At 71.4% G+C, this 23,035-nt stretch carries 26 protein-coding genes; 12 read left to right on the top strand and 14 right to left on the bottom strand.

The features are described 5' to 3' along the window. Nucleotides 1-30 precede the first annotated feature (30 nt). Nucleotides 31-1,323, bottom strand: coding sequence for a class I SAM-dependent RNA methyltransferase (locus CRM89_RS13010; RefSeq protein WP_098084120.1), 1,293 nt, complete (start codon nucleotides 1,321-1,323; stop codon nucleotides 31-33). A 4-nt stretch (nucleotides 1,324-1,327) separates the two neighbouring features. Further along, a complete protein-coding gene (locus CRM89_RS13015) occupies nucleotides 1,328-3,316 on the bottom strand; it encodes an APC family permease (RefSeq protein ID WP_041560253.1) in 1,989 nt (662 codons plus the stop codon). Nucleotides 3,317-3,528: 212 nt separating this feature from the next. Between CRM89_RS13015 and CRM89_RS13020 the strand changes: the two genes are divergently transcribed. Then, nucleotides 3,529-4,194: a TrkA family potassium uptake protein gene (locus CRM89_RS13020; RefSeq protein WP_011210279.1), complete on the top strand. Its 666-nt coding sequence runs from the start codon at nucleotides 3,529-3,531 to the stop codon at nucleotides 4,192-4,194. Between the two features lie 2 nt (nucleotides 4,195-4,196). Continuing rightward, entirely contained in the window at nucleotides 4,197-4,868 is a 672-nt protein-coding gene (locus CRM89_RS13025; RefSeq protein WP_011210280.1) for a TrkA family potassium uptake protein, read from the top strand. A 37-nt stretch (nucleotides 4,869-4,905) separates the two neighbouring features. On the opposite strand, the gene CRM89_RS13030 is transcribed toward CRM89_RS13025, so the two are convergent. The 3 genes from CRM89_RS13030 to CRM89_RS13040 all read right to left on the bottom strand — a co-directional run bounded on the left by CRM89_RS13030 (nucleotide 4,906) and on the right by CRM89_RS13040 (nucleotide 6,778). Then, a complete protein-coding gene (locus tag CRM89_RS13030) occupies nucleotides 4,906-5,529 on the bottom strand; it encodes a sigma-70 family RNA polymerase sigma factor (RefSeq protein ID WP_011210281.1) in 624 nt (207 codons plus the stop codon). A gap of 167 nt (nucleotides 5,530-5,696) precedes the next feature. After that, nucleotides 5,697-6,395 carry a DUF3159 domain-containing protein gene (locus CRM89_RS13035; protein WP_081433217.1) on the bottom strand — a complete coding sequence of 233 codons (699 nt, stop codon included), beginning with the start codon at nucleotides 6,393-6,395 and terminating at the stop codon, nucleotides 5,697-5,699. A 5-nt stretch (nucleotides 6,396-6,400) separates the two neighbouring features. Continuing rightward, nucleotides 6,401-6,778, bottom strand: coding sequence for an OB-fold nucleic acid binding domain-containing protein (locus tag CRM89_RS13040; protein WP_011210283.1), 378 nt, complete (start codon nucleotides 6,776-6,778; stop codon nucleotides 6,401-6,403). Between the two features lie 126 nt (nucleotides 6,779-6,904). Between CRM89_RS13040 and CRM89_RS13045 the strand changes: the two genes are divergently transcribed. After that, nucleotides 6,905-7,642 (top strand): hypothetical protein, encoded by a 738-nt coding sequence (locus CRM89_RS13045; RefSeq protein ID WP_098084123.1) that lies wholly within the window; start codon nucleotides 6,905-6,907, stop codon nucleotides 7,640-7,642. 143 nt (nucleotides 7,643-7,785) lie between these two features. Here CRM89_RS13045 and CRM89_RS13050 read toward each other — a convergent pair whose 3' ends face one another. After that, nucleotides 7,786-8,685, bottom strand: coding sequence for a DUF3710 domain-containing protein (locus CRM89_RS13050; RefSeq protein ID WP_098084126.1), 900 nt, complete (start codon nucleotides 8,683-8,685; stop codon nucleotides 7,786-7,788). 7 nt (nucleotides 8,686-8,692) lie between these two features. Further along, entirely contained in the window at nucleotides 8,693-9,190 is a 498-nt protein-coding gene (gene dut, locus CRM89_RS13055) for a dUTP diphosphatase (protein WP_060589788.1), read from the bottom strand. A 62-nt stretch (nucleotides 9,191-9,252) separates the two neighbouring features. On the opposite strand from dut, the gene CRM89_RS13060 reads away from it, so the two are divergent. Then, complete coding sequence (locus tag CRM89_RS13060; protein ID WP_050768101.1) at nucleotides 9,253-9,765, top strand: DUF3093 domain-containing protein; 513 nt, start codon at nucleotides 9,253-9,255, stop codon at nucleotides 9,763-9,765. Between the two features lie 61 nt (nucleotides 9,766-9,826). Here CRM89_RS13060 and CRM89_RS13065 read toward each other — a convergent pair whose 3' ends face one another. Further along, nucleotides 9,827-10,129 (bottom strand): DUF4193 domain-containing protein, encoded by a 303-nt coding sequence (locus CRM89_RS13065; RefSeq protein ID WP_011210288.1) that lies wholly within the window; start codon nucleotides 10,127-10,129, stop codon nucleotides 9,827-9,829. A gap of 383 nt (nucleotides 10,130-10,512) precedes the next feature. On the opposite strand from CRM89_RS13065, the gene cei reads away from it, so the two are divergent. Continuing rightward, nucleotides 10,513-11,190, top strand: a complete 678-nt coding sequence (gene cei, locus CRM89_RS13070; RefSeq protein ID WP_041561177.1) for an envelope integrity protein Cei — start codon at nucleotides 10,513-10,515, stop codon at nucleotides 11,188-11,190. Nucleotides 11,191-11,241: 51 nt separating this feature from the next. Here the strand turns inward: cei and CRM89_RS13075 are convergent, their stop codons facing one another. Beyond that, nucleotides 11,242-12,126, bottom strand: coding sequence for an inositol monophosphatase family protein (locus tag CRM89_RS13075; RefSeq protein ID WP_098084128.1), 885 nt, complete (start codon nucleotides 12,124-12,126; stop codon nucleotides 11,242-11,244). Nucleotides 12,127-12,298: 172 nt separating this feature from the next. Here CRM89_RS13075 and ppgK point away from each other — a divergent pair, with 172 nt between their 5' ends. From ppgK to CRM89_RS13090, 3 genes are all read left to right on the top strand, one after another. Further along, entirely contained in the window at nucleotides 12,299-13,057 is a 759-nt protein-coding gene (gene ppgK, locus CRM89_RS13080) for a polyphosphate--glucose phosphotransferase (protein ID WP_011210291.1), read from the top strand. 234 nt (nucleotides 13,058-13,291) lie between these two features. After that, complete coding sequence (locus CRM89_RS13085; RefSeq protein WP_011210292.1) at nucleotides 13,292-14,656, top strand: RNA polymerase sigma factor; 1,365 nt, start codon at nucleotides 13,292-13,294, stop codon at nucleotides 14,654-14,656. A 191-nt stretch (nucleotides 14,657-14,847) separates the two neighbouring features. Then, nucleotides 14,848-15,759 (top strand): MHYT domain-containing protein, encoded by a 912-nt coding sequence (locus CRM89_RS13090; protein ID WP_098084131.1) that lies wholly within the window; start codon nucleotides 14,848-14,850, stop codon nucleotides 15,757-15,759. Nucleotides 15,760-15,762: 3 nt separating this feature from the next. Here CRM89_RS13090 and CRM89_RS13095 read toward each other — a convergent pair whose 3' ends face one another. Genes CRM89_RS13095 through CRM89_RS13105 form a run of 3 tightly spaced genes read right to left on the bottom strand, consistent with a single transcriptional unit; the run spans nucleotide 15,763 to nucleotide 17,801 of the window. Continuing rightward, entirely contained in the window at nucleotides 15,763-16,938 is a 1,176-nt protein-coding gene (locus CRM89_RS13095) for a cation:proton antiporter (RefSeq protein WP_011210294.1), read from the bottom strand. A gap of 4 nt (nucleotides 16,939-16,942) precedes the next feature. Beyond that, the gene (locus tag CRM89_RS13100; protein WP_041561178.1) at nucleotides 16,943-17,425 is read right to left on the bottom strand and encodes a cation:proton antiporter regulatory subunit; all 483 of its coding nucleotides are present in this window, start codon (nucleotides 17,423-17,425) and stop codon (nucleotides 16,943-16,945) included. A gap of 10 nt (nucleotides 17,426-17,435) precedes the next feature. After that, nucleotides 17,436-17,801, bottom strand: coding sequence for a DUF952 domain-containing protein (locus tag CRM89_RS13105; protein ID WP_011210296.1), 366 nt, complete (start codon nucleotides 17,799-17,801; stop codon nucleotides 17,436-17,438). Between the two features lie 277 nt (nucleotides 17,802-18,078). Between CRM89_RS13105 and CRM89_RS31720 the strand changes: the two genes are divergently transcribed. Continuing rightward, nucleotides 18,079-18,273 (top strand): hypothetical protein, encoded by a 195-nt coding sequence (locus CRM89_RS31720; protein WP_036538000.1) that lies wholly within the window; start codon nucleotides 18,079-18,081, stop codon nucleotides 18,271-18,273. 155 nt (nucleotides 18,274-18,428) lie between these two features. On the opposite strand, the gene CRM89_RS13115 is transcribed toward CRM89_RS31720, so the two are convergent. After that, the gene (locus CRM89_RS13115; protein ID WP_098084133.1) at nucleotides 18,429-19,175 is read right to left on the bottom strand and encodes a TetR/AcrR family transcriptional regulator; all 747 of its coding nucleotides are present in this window, start codon (nucleotides 19,173-19,175) and stop codon (nucleotides 18,429-18,431) included. 131 nt (nucleotides 19,176-19,306) lie between these two features. Between CRM89_RS13115 and CRM89_RS13120 the strand changes: the two genes are divergently transcribed. Together CRM89_RS13120 and CRM89_RS13125 are read left to right on the top strand one after the other, a co-directional pair. After that, nucleotides 19,307-21,034 carry a DEAD/DEAH box helicase gene (locus tag CRM89_RS13120; RefSeq protein ID WP_098084135.1) on the top strand — a complete coding sequence of 576 codons (1,728 nt, stop codon included), beginning with the start codon at nucleotides 19,307-19,309 and terminating at the stop codon, nucleotides 21,032-21,034. Continuing rightward, entirely contained in the window at nucleotides 21,034-21,579 is a 546-nt protein-coding gene (locus CRM89_RS13125) for an SWIM zinc finger family protein (RefSeq protein ID WP_098084138.1), read from the top strand. The genes CRM89_RS13120 and CRM89_RS13125 overlap by 1 nt, the downstream gene beginning before the upstream one ends. Before the next feature lie 16 nt (nucleotides 21,580-21,595). On the opposite strand, the gene CRM89_RS13130 is transcribed toward CRM89_RS13125, so the two are convergent. Further along, nucleotides 21,596-22,336, bottom strand: a complete 741-nt coding sequence (locus CRM89_RS13130) for an SDR family NAD(P)-dependent oxidoreductase (protein WP_060589779.1) — start codon at nucleotides 22,334-22,336, stop codon at nucleotides 21,596-21,598. 108 nt (nucleotides 22,337-22,444) lie between these two features. On the opposite strand from CRM89_RS13130, the gene CRM89_RS13135 reads away from it, so the two are divergent. After that, complete coding sequence (locus tag CRM89_RS13135; RefSeq protein WP_098084141.1) at nucleotides 22,445-23,035, top strand: TetR/AcrR family transcriptional regulator; 591 nt, start codon at nucleotides 22,445-22,447, stop codon at nucleotides 23,033-23,035.

Consider the following 23,035-nt stretch of genomic DNA (forward strand, 5'->3'; position numbering starts at 1 on the left):
TAAAGGCCTTGGCGCCGCGAGGGAATCGGGTCAGCGGGTCAACAGCGCCACGCACTCCATGTGGTGGGTGCCCGGGAACGCGTCGAAGACCCGCAGCCCGGCCAGCCGGTAGCCGCCGTGGTGGTACAGGCCGATGTCACGGGCGAACGAGGCCGGGTCGCACCCGATGTGCACGATGCGCTCGGGCCCGGCGGCGGTCACCGCGGCCACCACCTCCTTGCCCGCACCCGCCCGCGGCGGGTCGAGCACCACCACGCGCGGCGGCGCGGTGCGCGCGTGCTCGCCGGCCCAGCGTTCGACGCGGGCGGCGCGCAGGTCCACCCACGGCAGATCGCGCAGCGCGACCCGGCCGTCGGCGACCGCGGGCCGCGCCGACTCCACCGCGAGCACGGCGCCGTCCGGCCCGGCCTGTTCGGCCAGCCGCGCCGCGAACACTCCCGCGCCGCTGTAGAGATCCCAGGCGCGCTCCCCGGCGGCCAGCTCGGCCCACTCGGCGACGAGATCGGAATAGCACTGGGCCGCGAGCCGATGCGCCTGCCAGAACCCGGTCGCCGAGATCTCCCAGCGGCGCCCGGCCACGTACTCCACCGCCCGGCCCGACCCCGCCCGCACCTGTTCGAGGCGGGGAGCGTGCGCGGCGGCCCGGCGGGCGGCGGCGGTGCGGCGCCGCCCGGCCGGTCGGCGGCGGCCGTCGCGCCCGCCGCGCGCGGGTTCGGGCGGCGCGAGTTCCACGATGTGGCGGATGCCGTCGGCGTCGAGTGCGACGACCAGGTCCGCGCCCGGCGTCCACCGCCGCTCCGCGATGCCCGCGAGCGCGCCCTCGACGGGCTGCGGGCAGCGCAGGTCGGCGATCACCTCGTCGCTGCGGTAGCGGTGCGCGCCCGCGCGGCCCAGGGCGTCGACCGGCAGCCGGACCCGGGTGCGCCAGCCCCCGGTGGCGTCGGCGGGCCAGCCCGCCACCGGCTCGACGGTGACCTCCCGCTCCAGACCGGCGACGCGGCGCAGCAGTTCCGCCACCACCGCGGCCTTGAGCGCCCGCTGCGCGGCGGGCGTGGCATGGGTGTAGTCACAGCATCCGGCGCCACCGGGGCCCGAAACCGGGCAGGTCCGCGGCACCCGGTCGGCGGAGGCGTGCACGATCTCCACCGCGTCGGCCCGGCAGAACGTGCCGCCCTGGTCCTCGGTGACCCGCGCGAGCACCGTCTCCCCCGGCAGCCCGTGCCGCACGAACACCACCCGGCCCTCGTGCCTGCCCACGCAGAAGCCGCCGTGCCCGGGCGGCCCCAGCCGGATCTCGAAGCTGCGGCCCGACCAGCCGTTCATCCGATCACGGCCGATCGCCGTATCCGCGCCGCACCGCGCCCGGCGCGTTGACGTCGGCGGTCTGCTTGGCCCGGGTCGAGGAACTCAACTGCCACGGCACGCTGGTCACCATGACGCCCGGCTCGAACAGCAGCCTGCCCTTGAGCCGTAGCGCACTCTGGTTGTGCAGCACCTGCTCCCACCAGTGTCCGACCACGTACTCGGGGATGAACACGGTCACCACGTCGCGGGGGGCGTCCCGGCGCACCCGCTTGACGTAGTCCAGGACCGGTTTGGTGATCTCGCGGTAGGGCGATTCGACGACCTTGAGCGGCACCGTGATATCGCTGCGCTCCCACTCGCGGACCAGCTCTCGGGTATCGGCCTCGTCGACGTTGACCGTCACCGCCTCGAGGGTGTCGGGCCGGGTGGCGCGGGCGTAGGCGAGCGCCCGCCGGGTCGGCAGGTGCAGTTTGGAGACCAGCACGATCGCGTGCGAGCGGCTGGGCAGCACGCCGTCCCAGTCGTGCTCGTCGAGTTCCTTGGACACCGAATCGTAGTGGCGGCGGATCATTTTCATCAGCACGAAGATCGCCGCCATGGTCAGGATCGCGATCCACGCGCCGGCGAAGAACTTGGTGACGAGCACGATCACCAGCACCGTGCCGGTGGCCGTGAGACCGACGGCGTTGATCACCCGCGAACGCTGCATCCTGGCCCGCTGCGCGGGGTCGGTCTCGGTGCGCAGCAGCCGCGTCCAGTGCCGCAGCATGCCGGTCTGGCTCAACACGAAGGAGACGAACACGCCGACGATGTAGAGCTGGATCAGCTTGGTCACCTCGGCGCCGAACACCACGACGAAGGCGATCGCCGCGCCGGAGAGGAACAGGATGCCGTTGCTGAAGGCCAGCCGGTCGCCGCGGGTGTGCAGCTGGCGGGGCAGGTAACGGTCCTGGGCCAGGATCGAGCCGAGCACCGGGAAGCCGTTGAACGCGGTGTTGGCCGCCAGCACCAGGATCAGCGCGGTGACCGCGGTGACGAAGTAGAAGCCGACCGGGAAGTCGTGGAACACCGCCTCGGCGAGCTGGGCGATCAACGTCTTCTGGTGGTAGTCGTCGGGCGCGCCGACCAGGTTGTCGGTGTCGTGGGCGTAGACCACTCCCACCTTCTGCGCCAGCATGATGATGCCCATCAGCAGGGTGATCGCGATCATGCCGAGCAGCAGCAGGGTGGTGGCGGCGTTGCGCGATTTGGGCTTGCGGAAGGCGGGCACGCCGTTGCTGATCGCCTCCACACCGGTGAGCGCGGCACAGCCGGAGGAGAACGCGCGCGCGATGAGGAAGGCGAACGCCAGCCCGTACAGGTGCTCCTCCTCGGCGGTGAGCCCGAAACCGGCCGACTCGGCCCGCAGGTCCTCGCCGAAGACGTACACCTCGATCAGCCCCCAGCCGAGCATCAGGAACATGCCGAACATGAAGGCGTAGGTGGGAATCGCGAACGCGGTGCCGGACTCGCGGACACCGCGCAGGTTCACCGCGGTCAGCAACGCGATGGCGACCACCGCGAACAGCACCTTGTGGGTGGCCACGAACGGTATGGCCGAGCCGATGTTGGAGGCCGCCGAGGAGATCGAGACCGCGACGGTGAGCACGTAGTCGACCAGCAGGGCGCTGCCCACGGTGAGCCCGGCGTTCGGGCCGATGTTGGTGGTCGCCACCTCGTAGTCGCCGCCGCCGGACGGGTAGGCGTGCACGTTCTGCCGGTAACTGGCCACCACCACGGCCATCACGAACGCGACGGCCAAGCCCACCCAGGGTGCGTAGAGGTAGGCCGAGACACCGGCCACCGACAGCATGAGGAAGATCTCCTCCGGCGCGTACGCCACCGAGGACATGGCGTCGGAGGCGAAGACCGGAAGCGCGATCCGCTTCGGCAACAGGGTGTGCCCGAGCGAATCACTGCGAAAGGGCCTGCCCAGCAGCACGCGCTTGGCTGCCGTCGTCAACTTGGACACTGGAGCGAGCATAGATCCCCGGACGGTGGATCGCCCGGGGGGTCGGCGAACACGCCGCACACCCCCGGGTTTGCCGGTGTGGCGCAGGGGGAAACTGGGCCTTGGACGAGTCCGACGGGTACGTTATGGACGCACCGCGGCTCGCCCGGTCCGGCGCGAGACACCTGGCGGGCGCGGGGAGCGGGAGTGTTTTCCAGGAACGAGGTTGCACGGTGTTCGTAGTGATCATGGGGTGCGGGCGCGTCGGCTCGTCGCTGGCTCGCGCCCTGGTCCGGGTGGGCCACGAGGTCACCGTCATCGACCGGGACCAGAGCGCGTTCCTGCGACTGGGCCAGGACTTCACCGGCCAGCGGGTGGTGGGTGTCGGATTCGACCGGGACGTGCTCACCCGCGCCGGCATCGAGCGCGCCGACGCCTTCGCCGCGGTGTCCTCGGGGGACAACTCCAACATCATCTCCGCGCGCGTCGCGCGCGAGACCTTCGGTGTGGAACGGGTGGTCGCGCGCATCTACGACGCCAAGCGCGCCGCCGTCTACGAACGGCTCGGCATCCCCACCATCGCCACCGTGCCGTGGACCACCGACCGGTTCCTGCGCACCCTGATCGGCGACCCGAGCACCACCACCTGGCGTGATCCCACCGGCACCGTCGCGGTCACCCAGCTGACCCTGCACGAGGACTGGTACGGGCGCACCGTGCGGGATCTCGAGCAGGCGGTCGCGGGCCGGGTCGCCTTCGTCATCCGGTTCGGCCAGGCGCTGCTGCCCGACGCCAAGACCATCGTGCAGGCCGACGACATCGTCTATGTCGCGGCGCCGTCCGGCCGCGTCGGCGAGACCGTCGCGCTGGCGGGCAAGCCCCCCGTGAGCGAGGACTGATCATGAAGGTGGCCATCGCGGGAGCCGGCGCCGTCGGCCGCTCCATCGCCAGGGAACTGCTGCGCGCCGGGCATCGGGTGATGCTGCTCGAGCGCCAACTCGACCACATCGATCCCGAGGCCATCCCGGACGCGATCTGGGTGCACGCCGACGCCTGCGAACTCGCGCTGCTGGAGAACGCCGGGCTGGAGACTTACGAGGTGGTCATCGCGGCCACCGGCGACGACAAGGCCAACCTGGTGCACAGCCTGCTGGCCAAGACCGAGTTCGGGGTGCGGCGGGTGGTCGCCCGGGTCAACGACCCGCGCAACGAGTGGCTGTTCGACTCGGCGTGGGGGGTCGACGTCGCGGTCTCCACACCGCGGCTGCTCGCCTCGCTCGTCGAGGAGGCCGTCTCGGTGGGCGATCTGGTGCGGCTGATGACGCTGCGTCAGGGCCAGGCCAACCTGGTGGAGATCACCCTGCCCGCCGACACCGCGCTGGCCGGCAAACCGGTGCGCACCCTCACCCTGCCGCGCGACGCGGCCCTGGTGACGATCCTGCGCGGCGGCCGGGTGATCGTGCCGCAGCCCGACGACCCGTTCGAGGGTGAGGACGAGCTGCTGTTCGTGACCTCGGTGGAGGCCGAGGAGGATCTGCGGGTCGCGCTGGCCGACCACGGCATCAAGCCGTAACACCCCGATACGGCTGCTGCGCGCGGGCCGTCCGCGCTCACGCCGCGAGTTCGAGCTGGGCGCGCAGCTTGTTCAGCGCGCGATGCTGCATCACCCGCACCACGCCCGGGCTGGTGCCGATGGCCTCGGCGGTCTGTGCCGCCGACCAGCCGAGCACGATCCGCATCACCAGCACCTCGCGGTGCGCGGGCGCGAGCACCTTCATCAGTTCCCGGGTGGCGGCGCGACGCTCGAGCGCCAGCGCCCACTCCTCCGGGCCGGCCTCCGGGGACGCGGCGTCGGGCACCTCGGCCATCGGGTAGGCGGGGTGCACCTGCGAGCGGCGGAACGCGTCGGCGACCTTGTTGGCGGCGATGCCGTAGACGAAGGCCAGGAACGACTTGCCCTGATCGCGGTAGCGCGGGATGGCCTTGACGGTGGCCAGCAGCACCTCCTGCACCACGTCGTCGGCGGTGACCTGCAGGTGCGCGGTGTTGCCGAGGCGGGCGCCACAGTAGCGGCGCACCAGCGGGTGCACGGCCCGCAGGATGTCGGAGACCGCGCGCTGGTCACCGGCGGCGGCGGGGCCGATCAGCTGCTCCACCTCGGCGGCGACGCGACGGCTCTCGGTCAGCGCGGGGCTCGCGGAGCTGTGGGTGGCGGTCTGGTGTTCGGTAGCCATCTGTCCGGTCCAATCTCTGGCGATCGTTCACGTTTTCGGTGTCGAGAACGATCGTCTGATGAACCGGGTCGAGCGACCAGGCACCCCAGGGTGGGTCCCACCTCACCTTGGCGGTGGGTCCGGCCCACCTTCCGGTGCGGTAACCCGCTGGCGGCGCGGGGATCCGGTCAGGCGGCCGAGCGGGCGGGCAGGTGCCCGGCGCGGCGCACAGCCCAGATGGTGACGGCGAAGGCGACCGCCGTCAGCGGCCAGCCCATGCCGATGCGGGCGGCGGCCAGCCAGCCGGTGTGGTCGGAGTCGTACAGCTCGGACTGCACCAGGTAGCGGGCGCCGAACACCAGCGCCCAGGTGGCCGTCGCCAGGTCGTAGAGACGCACCAGCGTGCGATCGGTGCGCCAGACCGACCCGTGCCCGTTGAGCGCACCCCAGATCACGCCGACCAGCGGCCTGCGCACCAGGATCGAGGCGAGGAACACGCCCGCGTAGACCAGGCTCGTGTAGATCCCGAACAGGAAGAAGCCCTTGGCCTCGCCCATCCGCCAGGCGATGAACGCGCAGATGCCGACGCCGATGAAGCCGGACACCGCGGGCTGCAGCGGGTCGCGGCGGATCAGCCGCCAGACCAGGATCGCCGCGGCCGCGCCGAGCGCGGCCCAGATCGCGACCGTCAGGCCGGCGAAGGTGTTGACCGGGACGAAGACCACGACCGGCACCGTGGAGTAGATCAGGCCGCTGAAGCCACCCATCTGCTCCAGCAGGGTCTGCTCGGCGGCGCGCTCACGCTCGGCCTCGGCGGGCTCGGTCGGCGGCGCGGGTGCGTCGGTCGGCGTGTCGAGTTCGGCGCCGTGGTCGTGGCTGGATGGCATGCGTGTCAGCTGTTCCCGCGCAATTCGTAGTAGGGGTTGAAGATCACCTTGCGGCCGTCGCGTTCACCGACGCGACCCCGCACCAGGATGTTGCGTCCCGGTTCGATCCCGGGGATGCGGCGGCGGCCGATCCACACCAGGGTGATGGCGTCGGTGCCGTCGAAGAACTCCGCCTGCACGGCGGCGCCCGCGGACTTGGAGCATGCTTCCACGCTCCGGAGCCGGCCGAGCATCGTCGCCTCGTCGCCACGGCGACACTCCGAGACCCGGCACGCGCCCGACGCGTCGGCGGTCTCGGCGAGCTCCTCGGCATCGAGCTGATCGATGTCCTCGGTCAGCCGGCGACTCAGGCGCCGGAAATAACTCGAGGCTGCGGATGGCATGACACGCTCTCCTGCTAGAGCAGATGGCGTGGATCGCACGCCATCGTGGTTGATCGGTGACGACCGGCTGTTGGCCGTACACCGCCACTGTAGATCCCCCGGGGCACCCCCGCTACGCTCGACCCGATGTTCGCCTCCCCACACCGCGTCACCGCAGGTCGGCCGCCCCGCCCCTGCGTCGTCGCGCTGCCCGGTACCGGATCCGACGCCGATTTCGCGCGCCGCGCCTTCGGGCCCGCCGCGGCGGCGCGCGGACTGGCGCTGCACGCGGTCGAGCCCGATCCGCGCGCGGTGGTCGCGAGCTTCCTGGCGGCCCTCGACGCCGCCGCCGCGCGCGGGCCCGTGCTGGCCGCGGGGATCTCCCTCGGCGCTGCGGTCGCCGTGACGTGGGCCGCCGAACGGCGCGCGGACGCGGTGGGCGTGGTGGCGGCGCTGCCCGCCTGGACCGGGCCGGACACCGCCGACTGCCCGGCGGCGCTGAGCGCCGCGTTCACCGCCGAGCGATTGCGCGCCGACGGGCTGGAGGCCGTCGTGGCGCAGATGCGCGCGAGCAGCCCGGCCTGGCTCGGTGCGGCACTGGAGCAGTCCTGGCGCGCGCAGTGGCCGGATCTGCCCGCCGCGCTCGAGGAAGCCGCCGCCTACAAGTGGCCCGAACCGCAGCTGCTGACCGAACTGCGCGTGCCCACGGTGGTGGTGGCCGCCGTCGACGATCCGGTGCATCCGCTGGCCGTCGGCGAGGAGTGGGCCGCCCGCATCCCGGACTCCGCCCTGCACCGCATCACCCTCGCCGAACTGGGCGCCGACCCCGGCGTGCTCGGCCACCGGGCGCTGCCCGATCTCCTCGACGAACGCGGCATCGGCTGAGGACGCCGCCCGCGCCCGGCAGCGCTCGACCTGCCGCACCGCGGGCGACACCGCACCGCCCATCGCGTCGGCGGCTTCGCGCCCACCGCCGAGACGCCGACAGCGCCGCCGGGTATCCGGCGACGCTGTCGCGGGGGTCGTGCTCAGTTCAGGCCGAGCTGCTGCATCGCCGACCCACCGACACCACGGCGGGGCTCCTGCGGCACCGGCTTCGGGGTCGGGGCGGGAGTGGGCGGTGGCGCGGCCTGCGCGGCCATCTGCTGCTGCTGGGCCTGCATCTGCGCCTGATGGGCGGCGGCGAGCTGTTCGGCCAGCTGCTGGGGCAGCACCACCGGCAGCGGATCGCGCACCGGCAGCGGATCGCTGCCGCGCCGCACCACGGTCTCGGACATGATCGCGCGCGCCGCGGTCACCAGCGGCATGCCGTCGGCGGCCGCGCCCGCCGGGCCCGCCGCGACCAGGCGCACCATCCAGCGGTAGCCGTCGACGCCGATGAAACGCAGATCCGCACTCGGCGTCACCGCGTGCAGCTCGCGGCCCCACGGACCGGTCTCCACCGACACCTGGGCACCGTCCTTGCGCAGCGAATCGGCCAGGTCCGCGGCGACGGTGCGCCACTGCCCCGGCGATTTCGGCGCCGCGTAGGCCGCCACGGTGATGCGACCGTGCTCGGTGGCCAGATGCACGGCCTGCGGCGCGCCGTCGGGGGTCATCTCCACCTGGAGCTGCCCGCCCGGCGGCACCGGCAGGATCACCGACCCCAGATCGAGCCGCTGATCGGCGACGTCGGCGAGCAGTTCGGCGACCTCGTCGTAGTCGTAGGGACCGCGCCGTTCGGGCTCGGGGGCGGCGTGCAGCGGCCCGGACGAGTACTCGCCGTGGCCGGCCACCTCGTCGTAGGCGTCGTCTTCGTAGGCGTCGTCTCCGTAGGTGTCGTCTCCGTAAGTGTCGTCGTAAGCCTCGTCGTACCCCTGATCCGCGTAGTCCTCGTCGTAGGCGTCGGACTCGAATCTCTTGGTGTCGCGCTTCTTCCTGCCGAACATTCCCGTCTCACCCCTCCTGGGCCACCCGGGCCGCGCTCCGCGCGCCCGGGGTCAAGCTCGCATGACCGCCGCTGGACCCGTGGCCACCCGCGCCGCGGGAGGTCTCGTCGAGCTGCTCCACCTCGACGAAGTCCACCAGTTCCACCCGCTGCACGAGCAGCTGCGCGATGCGGTCGCCACGGCGCAGCTCGATCGGCGTACGCGGGTCGTGATTGATCAGGCACACCTTGATCTCGCCCCGGTAGCCCGCGTCCACGGTGCCGGGGGTGTTCACCACCGACAGGCCGGTCTTGGCGGCCAAGCCGGAGCGGGGATGGATCAGGCCGACGGTGCCCACCGGCAGCGCCACCGCGATGCCGGTGCCGACCAGCGCCCGCTCCCCCGGCGCCAGCACGACGTCCTCGGTGGTGCACAGGTCGACGCCCGCGTCGCCGGGATGGGCGCGCGTCGGCACGGGGATGCCGGGATCCAGCCGCCGCAGCGGTATCGGTGAAAGTGCGCTCACGGTGGTCGAGCCTACGCGTACCTGGACGGCGCGCCGCCGTGACGGTGACTTACTGTGGAAACGTGTCGGACCAGCCCAACCCGTCGGTGACCGAGCGTCGTGACCCGACCGTGCACACCTATCGCGAGCGCCTCTGGGTGCCCTGGTGGTGGTGGCCGATCGGCCTCGGCGTGGCCGGTCTGCTCGCCGCCGAGATCCACATGGGCGCGCCGGGTCTGCGGGCCTGGTTGCCCTATGCCCTGTTGTTCCCGGTGCCGGTGTGGGTATTGCTGTGGATGAGCAGGCATCGGCTGGAAGTCGCTCCCGACGCCTCGGGGACGCCGGAGCTGCGGGTCGACCGCGCGCACCTGCCGGTGAATTTCGTCGCGCGGGCCGCGGTGGTGGCGCCCTCGGCCAAGAGTGCGGCGCTGGGCCGCCAGCTCGACCCGGCCGCGTATGTGCAGCACCGGCCCTGGGTGGGCCCGATGGTGCTGCTGGTGTTGAACGACCCGGACGATCCGACGCCGTACTGGTTGGTCAGCGCACGTCGGCCCGACCGGGTCCTGGCCGCACTCGGTCTGCCGAGCGCGAGCTGACTGCTCGCGGCGCGCTCGGCGGACACCGATCGTCCGGCCTCGATGTCGATCTCGCCGGCGATCAGGCGGCGCAGTCCATGCAGATCATCTGTCCACCCGCTTCGCTGGCGAGCCTGCTGCGATGGTGCACCAGGAAACAGCTCGAACAGGTGAACTCGTCGGCCTGCTTGGGGATCACCCGAACCGAAAGCACTTCCTCGGACAGGTCCGCGCCGGGAAGCTCGAACGACTCCGCGGTATCGGATTCGTCGATATCCACGACGGCGGACTGTGCCTCGTTACGACGAGCCTTCAGCTCCTCCAGCGAATCCTCCGACACGTCGTCGGTTTCGGTGCGCCTCGGTGCGTCATAGTCGGTTGCCATGTCGTCTTCCCCTCGTCCTTACTCCGTATATCCCGGACCGGCAGCGTCCACGCGGCCGATTCCTGCCGGGAATCGAACGTGAACCCGCACCGCCCCGCCGGTGGTGCACATCACACGTGCGCCGCCCGCGTATCAGGGGTGGATCAGCCTGATCCATACCCGATTGCGCTCGGTAAACGCAGGACATGCCCTACTTGTTCCCGCGACCGACCACCGTTTTCGCCGCTGGTGATTCGATCTGGGCCGCCAGACAATAGCGGACGCGCCGGAAAAAGTCGCAATCAAAACACAGCCGTGGCGAAACCGATCGGGAATCGACATCGGGGCGGCGACTCGTCGAGACCTTGCGCACCGCCGTGCCGCCGTTTTCGTAGAGTGTGCTGGTGGTTTCACTGATCACCGAAGGCAGCGCGACCGATCCGCAGGGTCGCCCCTATCCTCGGCGCCGCCCGCGGCCCTGGCTCATCATGCTCGGCGTCCTCGCGCTGATCTGCTCGATCGTGTGGATCAAGGCGCTGACGACCGAGGATGCCGACACCGCGGCGATGGCCTGCAACTCCCCCAGCCCGGCAGCCGAGCCCGGTGCCGAGCCCGCCCCCGCCCTCGGGCAGCGAGTCGGTGCGTCCCGGCTCGAGGAGGTCGAGCCCGCGCCGCTGGCCGAGAGCAAGGTGCGCGTGCTCAACGCCAACAACCAGCGCGGCCAGGCCGCCGATGTCGCCTCCCGGCTCGGTGATCTCGGCTTCGGGAGCGCGCCGGGGACGCAGTACGGCAACGATCCGATATACGTCAACGGCGACCTGGAATGCATGGGCCAGATCCGGTTCGGCGTGAACGGCAGGCCCGCCGCCGCGACCGTGCAACTGGTCGTGCCGTGCGCGGAACTCATCGAGGACCAGCGCACCGACGAGACCGTCGACCTGGTGCTCGGCTCGCTGTTCCGCGGCATCCAGCCCAGCAACGACGCCGAGGAGGTGCTGCGGTCGCTGAAGAACCCGGCCCCCGGCGACAGCCCGAAGATCGATATCGATCTGCTGGAGGCCGCGCGCACCGCGCGCTGCTGACACCCCGATTCCCGAGGCCGCGCTCCCGCCGGGGGCGCGGCCTCGGCGCTGTCAGCGGTCCGGGATCGGATCGGTGGCGCCCGCCGCGCGCAGCACCCCGGCGAGTTCGTCGGCGATACCGGGGGCGGCGGCCACCACGAGGTCGCCCTCGGCGCCGGACCGGTGGGCGGCCGGCAGCGTCAGCACCGCACCGGCTTCGGCGGCGATCAGCGCGCCCGCGCCCCAGTCCCAGGCGTTGAGCCCGTGCTCGAAGTAGGCGTCGACCCGGCCCGCGGCCACGTGGCACAGGTCGAGCGCGGCGGCGCCGAAGCGGCGGATGTCGCGCACCTGCGGCAGCACCCGGGCGATGATCTCGGCCTGCCGCGTCCGCCGGTGTCTGCCGTAGGCGAAACCGGTGGCGACCAGCGCCAGGTCCAGCGAGGCCGCGGCCGAGCAGTGCAACCGTTCGGCCGGGCCGCCGGCGGTGTGCGCGTGCGCGCCCGCCCCGAGCCCGGCGCTGTAGGTGACCTGCCGGGCGACGTCGACGACCGCGCCCGCGACGGACCGGCCACCCCGCATCGCCGCCACCGAGACGGCGTAGCCGGGGATGTCGTAGAGGAAATTGACGGTGCCGTCGATCGGGTCGACGACCCAGTGCACCGCGCCGTCGTCGGCGCCCAGGCTGCCGCCGCCTTCCTCGCCCAGCACGGCTTCGCCGGGGCGATGCCGGGCCAGCAGGCCGCGGATCAATTCCTCGGTCTCGGTGTCGACCACGGTGACCGGGTCGGTGGCGTGGCCCTTGGTCCGCACCGCGTCGGCGGCCTCGGCGTCCGGGCCGAACACCTCGGGGCGGCGGGCGCGCACATGGTCGGCGGCGCGTTCGGCGAGTTCGACGGCCGTGCGGCGCAGCTCGGCGACGGCTGCGGGGGATGCGGCGGTGGGTTCGGCTGCTGACATTCTCGAGTGCGGCACGTCTCCATGGCATCACAGATCGTCCCCGGCAGCACAGGTCCCGCCGCCGCGGTCGCCACGGCGCACGCTTACCCTTGTGCGGCACGACACCGGACGCGGCGATCGGCCATAATCGCCTGTCATCACTCGGCCAGCAACCAGAACGAGGGGTTAAGTCATGTCCGCTCGGGGGCACGCATTCGGGATCGATATCGGTGGCAGCGGCGTGAAGGGCGCCGCCGTCGACCTGGCCACCGGCGAGCTGGTGCACGACCGGATCAAGATCGCGACACCGCAGCCGTCGACCCCGCACGCCGTCGCCGACGCGGTCGCCGAACTGGTCGCCAAGGCCGACTGGGACGGCCCGGTCGGCATCACCCTGCCCGCGGTCGTGCTCGACGGCATCACCCGCACCGCCGCCAACATCGACAAGAGCTGGATCGGCACCGACGCCCGCGCCCTGTTCTCCGCGGCGCTGGGCGGGCGCCCGGTGACGGTGCTCAACGACGCCGACGCGGCGGGGCTGGCCGAGGACCGCTACGGCGCGGCAAAGGATTTCACCGGCCTGGTGCTGCTGCTCACCTTCGGCACCGGCATCGGCTCGGCCCTGCTCTACCACGGCACCCTGGTGCCCAACACGGAGCTGGGCCACCTCGAGATCGGCGGCATGGAGACCGAGCACCGTGCCGCGGCCTCGGTGAAGGACCGGCTCGGCCTGAGCTACCCGCAGTGGGCGGCCGAGGTCAGCACCGTCCTGGTGGGGCTGGAGAATCTGTTCTGGCCGACGGTGATCGTCGCGGGCGGTGGCATCAGCCGCGACGCCGATCAGTGGATTCCCTTGTTGACCAATCGCACTCCGGTGGTGGCCGCGCATCTGAAGAACACCGCGGGTATCGTCGGTGCGGCGATGGCGATCGAGTCCGGCCTGGTGCCCTGAGCCGGGCTCGGCACGGTGCCGATCGCGCGTGGCCGTCCGGTGGCGCGAATCCGCAGGACCGGCGCGCGGGTAGTCGGCATCGTGCCATGGGTACCCTGGTCGGATAGTTACAATGGAACATGCCCGGCGGAGAGCCGGCGCCCGACCGGCCCTCCGCCGGTGAACCCGACAGACCGCTCCGCCGGAACACCACTCTGGCGTGACGCCGCACGAGACCGTCACGAAAGGGCGTACGTGGTAGCCACGACCCGTCAGACCGCCGGTTCGGCCGACGCCGACTCCGAAGAACCCACCGCAGCACGGCCGGTCCGCAAGGCTGCCGCCAAGAAGGCCCCGGCCAAGAAGGCCGCAGCGAAGAAGGCACCCGCCAAGAAGGCCGCGGCCAAGAAGGCGCCTGCGAAGAAGGCCACCACCAAGAAGGCCGGCCCCGACGGCGAGCCCGGCGCGGACGAGCCCATCGACGAGGAGGCCATCGACCTCGAGGATCTCGACGATCTCGAGGTGGACGAGGGCGACCTCGCCGACGACCCGGAGATCGCCGAGGCCGCCGAGGAGCCCGCCGAGGACGAGGAGGCCGAGGAGGAGCCCTCGGCCGCCGACAAGGCCTCCGGCGACTTCGTCTGGGACGAGGAGGAATCCGAGGCGCTGCGGCAGGCCCGCAAGGACGCCGAACTCACCGCCTCGGCCGACTCGGTGCGCGCCTACCTCAAGCAGATCGGCAAGGTGGCGCTGCTCAACGCCGAAGAGGAGGTCGAGCTCGCCAAGCGGATCGAGGCCGGCCTGTACGCGGCCGAGAAGATGCGCGAGTTCGCCGAGTCCGGCGAGAAGCTGCCGGTGGCCATGCGCCGCGATTACAACTGGATCGTGCGCGACGGCAACCGCGCCAAGAACCACCTGCTCGAGGCGAACCTGCGCCTGGTCGTCTCGCTGGCCAAGCGCTACACCGGCCGCGGCATGGCGTTCCTGGACCTGATCCAGGAGGGCAACCTCGGCCTGATCCGCGCGGTGGAGAAGTTCGACTACACCAAGGGCTACAAGTTCTCGACCTATGCCACCTGGTGGATCCGCCAGGCCATCACCCGCGCGATGGCCGACCAGGCCCGCACCATCCGCATCCCGGTGCACATGGTCGAGGTCATCAACAAGCTCGGCCGCATCCAGCGCGAGCTGCTCCAGGACCTCGGCCGTGAGCCGACGCCGGAGGAGCTGGCCAAGGAAATGGACATCACGCCGGAGAAGGTTCTCGAGATCCAGCAGTACGCGCGCGAGCCGATCTCGCTGGACCAGACCATCGGCGACGAGGGCGACAGCCAGCTCGGCGACTTCATCGAGGACTCCGAGGCCGTGGTCGCGGTCGACGCGGTGAGCTTCACCCTGCTGCAGGATCAGCTGCAGTCGGTGCTGGAGACGCTGTCCGAGCGCGAGGCGGGCGTGGTGCGGCTGCGCTTCGGCCTCACCGACGGCCAGCCGCGCACCCTCGACGAGATCGGCCAGGTCTACGGAGTCACCCGGGAGCGCATCCGGCAGATCGAGTCGAAGACGATGAGCAAGCTGCGCCACCCCAGCCGCTCCCAGGTGCTGCGCGACTACCTGGACTGAACGCGGACCGCGATCGATCGGCGCCCGGCGGGAATCCCCGCCGGGCGCCGTCGTCGCCTCCGGGACGGACGTGATCGAGACCACTTTTCGGGGCGGCACTTTCGGCGTCCCCCGCGAGCTGGTCTGCCGTACAGTCTGTCGCAATTCAGTTCGTCATCGCCGGGGGTCTCGGCCCGGCTCTGGGGTAACACGTGCTCGACATTCACCACTTCACCTACGGGTGGTTGACACCCCTGCTCGCCTACGTCATGTCCTTCACCGGTTCCCTGCTGGGGTTGCAGTGCGCGGTGCGCGCACGCTCGGGCGAGGGCCGGATCGGCTGGCTCGTGCTGGCCGCGTTCGCGATCGGCGGCACCGGCATCTGGGTCATGCATTTCATTGCCATGCTGGGCTTTTCGATCGACGGTGCGCAGATCCGCTACGACGTGCCGCTGACTCTGCTCAGCGCGGTCACCGCGATCGTGGTGACCGGAGCCGGCCTGTTCCTGGTGGTCCGGCCCACACCGTCGCGGGCGGCGCTGTGCGGCGGCGGCGCGGTCACCGGCCTCGGTGTGGCGGCCATGCACTACTCGGGCATGTTCGCGCTGCGCACGGATGCCACGATCGGCTATCACGCCGGGCCGGTCGTCCTCTCCCTGCTCGTCGCGGTCGGCGCGGCGACGGCGGCACTGTGGTTCACGCTGCGGGTCAACGGGTTTCTGAGCACCGCGGGCGCCGCGGCGATCATGGCGCTGGCGGTGTCGAGCATGCACTACACCGGGATGGCGGCGGTCCACGTGGAGCCGGGCCACCGGCACGGGCCGCCGAGTGGCGCGGGCGCGATGCAACTGCTGGCGCCGCTGATCGTCGGCATCAGCATCGTCACGATGTTGCTGCTCATCGCGGTGAGCCTCACCTCGATCGAGCGGACCGTCGAGCTGCCGCCGCTGCGGCCGGTGGCGGTGCGGCCCGCCGCCGACGATTTCGCGACCGGGCCGCTGCCGGTGGTGCGAACGCAACCCGCACCCGAGCCGGTACCCGCCCCACCGGTCGCGGCGGTCGCGCCGCCGTCGAGCACGCCGTACTGGCCGACGACCGACGACATCCGCCGCGCCCGCCGCTGACGCTCACAGCGCGGGGGCGCGCCGCCGTTGCGCGAACCCGGCCACCGGCTCCACCACCCGGGCCGCGACCGGCCCCAGCACCGCCATCAACAGCACGTACGCCGAGGCCAGCGCCGCGAGCCTGCCGTCGACCGCGCCCATCGTGACCGCGAGTCCGGCGATGACGATGGAGAATTCGCCGCGCGCCACCAGTGCCGCACCCGCCCTGGCCCGGCCCATCCGGCGGATGCCCTGCCGCCGCGCCGCCCACCACCCGGTGCCGATCTTGGTCAGCGTGGTCAGCACCGCCAACGCCACCGCCCACCCCAGCACCGGCGGGATCGCACGCGGGTCGGTGTTGAGGCCGAAGGCGACGAAGAAGATCGCCGCGAACAGATCGCGCAGCGGTTCGAGCAGCTTCACCGCCTGATGGGCGGTGGAGCCGGAGATCGCGATGCCGAGCAGGAACGCGCCCACCGCCGCGGAGACGTTGAGCGCCGAGGCGGCCCCGGCCACCAGCAGCGCGGCGCCGAGCAGCTTCAGCAGGAACACCTCGTTGTCGGGGCTGTTGACCAGGGCCGACACGTAGCGGCCGTAGCGCAGCGCGACCACCAGCACCAGCGTCACCGTCACCAGCGCGATGCCCAGCGCCTTCATGCCGCTGAAGAAGCTCAGCCCGGCCAGGATGGTGGTGAGGATCGGCAGGTACACCGCCATCGCCAGATCCTCGAACACCAGGATCGACAGGATCACCGGTGTCTCGCGGTTACCGAGCCTGCCAAGATCGTTGAGCACCTTGGCGACGATCCCGGAGGAGGAGATGTAGGTGACCCCGGCCATGGTGATCGCGCCGGTGAATCCCCAGCCGAGCAGCAGGGCCACCAGCGCACCCGGGGTGGCGTTGGCGACCAGGTCGAACAGACCCGCCGCCCACGATCGGCGCAGCCCGGTCACCAACTCGGCCGCGGTGTATTCGAGACCGAGCAGCAACAGCAGCAGCACCACACCGATCTCACCGGCGAGGTGACTGAACTCGCCCGCCGAATGCAGTTCGGTGAAACCGCCGGAACCGAAGGCGAGCCCGCCGAGCAGATACAACGGGATCGGCGACATGCCGATCCGCATCGCCACCCGCCCGAGCAGCCCCAGAGCGAACAGGACAGCGCCGAGCTCGAGCAGCCCGAGCGCGGTACCGCTCACCGGGTCATCCGTGGGTGAGAATCTTCGCGGCGGCGTCCAAGCCGTCGGGTGTGCCGACGACGACCAGGATGTCGTCGGCGGCGAAGGTGAAGTCGGGACCGGGCGAGGCGTGCAGCTGACCCGAGCGCATCGCCGCGACGATCGAGACCTTGGTGCGGGTGCGCATCTGGGTCTCGCCGAGGGTGCGTCCGGCGTAGGGGGAATCCTCGCCGATCGGTAGCTGACGGGTGGTGATGCCGGGCAGGTCCCGGTGGTCGGCGCGCAGTTTCTCCACCAGCTGGGGCGCGCCGAGCAGATTGGCCAGCACCGCCGCCTCGTCGGTGGTCAGCGGGACCTGGGCGGCGCAGGCGTCGGGGTCGTCGGCCTTGGAGACGATGAGGTCGATGCCACCGTCCCGGTGGTCGACCACGCCGATCCGGCGACCGGACCGCGCCTCGAAGTCCTTGCGTACCCCGATCCCGGGCAGTGCGGTGACATCGACGTTCACACCCACCAGCCTAATCCGCGCCGTCGAGCGGAGCGAATGTCCCGTCCGCAGCGGGTCGCAACTGGTGTACCGCGGTGACCGCGGCCACCGGCAGCGGGCCGTAGAGGTGCGGGAACAGCATGCCCGCCGGGTCGTCGGGCAGCCCGGGTTCCCAGCGGATGGGCGCGGTCACGCGGCGGGTGTCGATGTGCAGCACGACCAGATCCTCGCGACCGGCGAACAGACGGTTTGCCGGCAGGTGCGCCTGGGCGGGTGCGGACAGGTGCACGAAGCCGATCTCGTCGAGCGAGGCGGGCCGGTACTCGCCGGCCGCACGCGCCCGTGTCCACTCCGCGGAACTACAGAGGTGAACGAGAGTGTGAGTGTCGTAGCGCACGGGTAGTCTCCCATCAGACCAACTGGACAGGCGTCAATCACGGGGTGATCGAGGGTGTTTCGATCGGGGACCGGGTGTGTTCGCCCTGGGCGGAAATCCCAGGTCGTGTTAGAGAAAACACACTGAATCCCACTCGGGAACAATCCCCGCGGCGCGAACGTCTGACAGAGTAGTCATACCACTGCTGGGAAGTAGCGGTAGCGAGCTCGTGGTGAGTGACCACGAGCCCCACACCAGGTGAACGGACTGTAGTGCCGGGAGCCAGGACGGAGGAGTCATGCCAGGAACCCTGACTAGCACCCCACTGACCGCGGTCGATCGTTGCGACCGTTGCGGGGCGGCTGCCCGTGTGCGCGCAGTGCTGCCCGCAGGTGGCGAGTTGCTCTTCTGCCAGCATCACGCGAACGAACACATGGATCGGCTGCGTGAGCTCGACGCCGTGATCGATACGGAATCGGCTCCCGCTCTCTGAGTTCTCGCGTCCCGACACAACAGCATCGAACAACAGAAGATCGTCTTCCCCGACAGCGGGCGACTCCGGTCGCCCGCTGTCGTGGCTTCCGGGCCAGGCGGTTTCCGACGGCCGCACGAAATGTGATGCGCGTCACCATATCCGGTGGGCGGCTATCACTCCAGATCGGCGAGGATGCCGTCGACGAGCTTGGCCAGGCCGAACGCGTAGGCCCCGTCCGGGTCGGCGGGCACCTGATACTGCTCGCCGACAGCCGCGCCCACCCGCGCCGAGAGCGGGAACTCCGCGACGGGCATCACCCGCGTCAGCTCCGGGCCGAAGCGCTGCCACCACTGCTCGTCGCTGAGTTCGCTGGTCTCCCGGGCCGCGGCGACCGCGAGGCGCGCGTTGCCGGTGGCGAAATCGGTGAGCACCGCGATCACCCGATCCATCTCCGTATCCGACAGTCCGATCCCGTCGATGGCGGCGAGCTGGCGTTCGTAGCGCCGCAGCCGCCCCGGGCCGAGCACCAGCCGCCACGGCGGCACCTCGAGCAGCCACGGGTGCGCGAGGATCTCCGCGCGCACCAGATCGGCGATCGCGGCCATCCTGGCCCGCACCGGCAGCTCGGCCGGAATGGGTGGATCCTGTGCGGCGACGGCGTCGACCATGAGGACGGTCAGCGCCTCCTTGCTCGGCACGTAGGTGTACACGCTCATCGGCCGGAGCCCGAGATCGGCGGCGATGGCGCGGATGGAGACCTTGTCGTAGCCCTCGCGGTCGGCCAGGGCGACGGCGGCGGCGATCACCTCGTCGACGGTGACCGTGGGCTTGGGGCCGCGGGTGGTGGGGCGGCCGGGCATGCGGTGCCGCCACAGCAGGGCCAGCAGCTGCCGGGCCTCGTCGGGGCTGTCCTGACGCACGGGTCTCCTCGGGAGCGGTTCGGGAACAAAAGCCGTACGGTGTACGTTGTCCAGGGTACCCGCTGCTCCGACGATCCCTCCGGGAGGCTGTTCTGCCCGCGACACAGGCCACCTATCTCCCCGACCGGCACATGTTCGCGCTGTGGACCTGGTCCGGGCGCGTGCCCGGCGCCGCACCGGCCCGGACGGGCGACCGCGAACGGCTGCCGCTGGCCGTACCCGACCCGGCCCGGCGCCACCTCACCGTCACCGAGGTGGACTGCGCCCTGGTGACCCCCGCCGAACTCGCCGCCCTGCCGTCCCGGAGCGTCGCGGCGTCCGCCGCCGCGTGGCAGCGCGTCCTGCGCGGCGAGGAGCCGCCGCTGCCGGTCGCCGCGCACGCGGTGCCCGACGCCGTCGGCGAGGCGGTGATCGCACCGGAGCGGGCACTGCGGGTGCTGCGCGAGACCGAGGCGCGCACCGCGGAACTGGCGACGGCGCTGCGTGCGGACCTGCGCACCTACCAGGCCCGCGGGGTCAGCTGGTTGCACGAGACGGTCGCCGCGCACGGCGGCGCCGTGCTGGCCGACGAGATGGGGTTGGGAAAGACGGTGCAGGCCATCGGTTTCCTGCTCGGTCGTGCCGACGGCCCGCAGCTGGTGGTGTGCCCCACGTCGCTGGTCGGCAACTGGGTGCACGAGATCGAGCGTTTCGCCCCCGGCCTGCGCGCCCGGAGCTGGCGCGGCGGCGCCCCGGCGGCCGAACCCGGCACCGTACTGGTTGCGGGCTACCCGACGCTGCGGCTGCACGGCGCACAGTTGTCCGGGATCTCTTGGCGCAGCGTCGTTTTCGACGAGGCGCAGGCGTTGAAGAATCCGCGCACCCAGGTGTCCAAGGCGGCCCGCGCGCTCACCGCCGCGGCGAAGGTGGCGCTGACCGGCACACCGGTGGAGAACCACCTCGACGAACTGTGGGCACTGCTCAACCTGGTGACCCCGCGACTGTTCGCCCATCGCACCCAGTTCCGCCGTCGCTACGTACGGCCGATCGAAGAGGGTTCGGTGACGGCGGCCGCGCGCCTGCGGGCGGCCGTCGAACCGGTGGTGCTCGCGCGCAGGAAGAGCCAGGTCGCCGCCGCGCTGCCCGCCAAGATCCACACCGACCTGCTGTGTGATCTCACCGAGGAACAGCAGCGCCTCTACGACACGCTGCTGCAACGCGCCGTCGACGACGGGTTCGGCGCGGGCCCGCAGCGCCAGAGCCGCGTGCTCGCCGCGCTCACCGCGCTCAAGCAGGTGTGCAACCACCCGGGCCTGGTCACCGGCGAAATCGATGAACTGGCCGGACGCTCCGGCAAGCTCGACCTGTGCACCGACATCGTCGCGGCCAACCTCGACAACGCGGCCCCCACCCTGATCTTCACGCAGTACCGCGGCACCGGCGAGCTGCTGGTGCGGCATCTGCGTGAGCAGTTCGGCCTGGCCGCGCCGTTCTTCCACGGCGGACTGAACCAGACCGAGCGCGCCCGCATCGTGCGCGACTTCCAGTCACCGGACGGGCCACCGGTACTCGTGCTGAGCCTGCGCGCCGCGGGTACCGGGCTGACCCTGACGCGGGCCGCCGACGTCATCCATTTCGATCGCTGGTGGAATCCGGCGGTGGAGGCGCAGGCCTCCGATCGCGCGCACCGCATCGGACAGACTCGCACCGTCACGGTGACCACCCTGACCTCGGGCACCACGGTCGAGGAGCACATCGCGGGCATGCACGACCGCAAATCCGCGCTCACCGACCTGTCGGACACCTCCGGCCTGGCCGCGCTGGCCGCTCTCGACGACGAGCAGCTGATCGAGATCCTCCGACGGAAGCGGGAGAACTGATGGCGGACAACGAATTCGGCTACACCCGGTGGGGTATGGACTGGGTCCGGCTCGCCGAACCGCTGCGGCAGACCCGGCCCGACTCGCTGCTGCCGCGCGCCCGCAGCATCGCCCGCAACCACGGGGTGACCGCGGAGATCGAGGGCCGTATCGTGCGCGCCCACATCCATCGCGGCGGCCGGGCCTCGGTCACCCACGTGGAGGTGGCGCCGATGGCGCGGGCGACGGTCACCGCACTGGCCGGTCTGTGCCCCGACCCGGCGATGCTCACCGACGACACCCACCGCGTGGTGCTCGAGGCGGGCGGTGACCCGGCTCCGGTCCTGGCGAGCACGGACTGTTCGTGTTCGGCACGCAACCCGCGCTGCGTGCACCTGCTGGCGGTGCTGTACGACATCGCGCGGCGCGTCGACGAGAATCCCGGCCTGGCCGTGGCCTTGCAGGGCTATTTCGACGCCGAGCGCGGCGCCGAGGCGGAAGCCCCTGCGCCACGCTGGATTCCGCTGCACACACTGGACCCCGCCGGGTACTTCGAACCGGCCTGAACCCGGTCGCCCCCGCTCAAGCGTTGGTGCCCCCGTCGACGGTCAGCACGGCGCCGGTGATACTGCGCCCGGATTCCCCGGCCAGGTAGGCGACCGCCGCGGCGATGTCGTCGGCGGCGCCGAACCGGCCGAGCGCGGTGAGACCGACCTGGGCCGCCGCGTGATCACCGTCGGCGGGATTCATGTCGGTGTCGGTCGAACCCGGCTGGACCAGGTTCACCGTGATGCCGCGCGGGCCGAGTTCCCGGGCCAGCGCGCGGGTGAAGCCGTTGAGCGCCGACTTGCTGAGGTTGTAGAGCGTGATCCCGCCGAACGGGGCCCGCTCGGTGAGGTTGGTGCCGATGCCGATGATCCGGCCACCGGCGCCCATGTACCGCACCGCCGCCTGCGCGGCGAGGAAGGCCGCCCGGGCGTGCACGTGCAGCGCCTGGTCGACCTCGTCGAGGGTGAACTCCTCGAAGGGCTTGCTCGGGAAGATGCCCGCATTGTTGACCAGGATGTCGAGGCCGCCGTGGGCCTCCGCGGCACGGTGCACGGCCTCGGTGACGGCGTCGGGATCGGCGCTGTCGGCGTGGATCGCCAACGCGTTGCGACCTGTCGTCTCGATGTCGGTCACCACCTGCGCGGCGGCCGATCGCGCGGTGCGGTAGGTCAGCGCGACGTCGGCGCCCTCGGCCGCCAGCCGGCGCGCGATCGCCGCCCCTATCCCCCGGCTACCTCCGGTGACCAGTGCCTTCTTGCCTGCCAGACCCGTCATCGGGACCCCTCACTATTTCTGTGTCGATCAATACATAAATAGCTGACCACGCCGTCGCCCCGTCGTCAAGAGGTATATTTAACGGTCGATACAGAAAGGAGGGCACGGGTGGCCGATCGCGGACGTCCCCGCAGTTTCGACCGGGTCGAGGCATTGCACGCGGCGATGAAGGTGTTCTGGGAACACGGCTACGAGGGCACCTCGATGAGCGACCTGACCGCCGCGATGGGCATCAATTCGCCCAGCCTGTACGCCGCCTTCGGCGACAAGGAGTCGCTGTTCCGCGCGGCGATCGAGTTGTACGGCACCACCTTCGGCAACTACACCGCCCGGGCGCTGCGCGAGGAGCCGACCGCCCGCGCCGCCGTCGAGGCCATGCTGCGCGACAACGCCGCCGCCTACACCCGCGACGATCTGCCGCACGGCTGCATGGTCGTGCTCGCCGGGTCGACCTACACCACCCGCAACACCGCTGTGCGGGACTTCCTCGTCGAGAAGCGCCGCGAGACCACCGAGGACATCCGCCGCAGGCTCGAACGCGGTGTCGCCGAAGGGGATCTGGCCCCCTGCACCGACACCGCCGCGCTCGCGGTGTTCTACACGACCGTCCTGTACGGGCTGTCCGTCCAGGCGCGCGACGGCGCCACGGCGGCGGAACTGAACGAGGCGATCGACCGCGCCATGGCCGCCTGGCCCTGA

Source organism: Nocardia sp. FDAARGOS_372, assembly GCF_002554515.1.
In the GTDB taxonomy this organism is placed as follows: domain Bacteria; phylum Actinomycetota; class Actinomycetes; order Mycobacteriales; family Mycobacteriaceae; genus Nocardia; species Nocardia farcinica.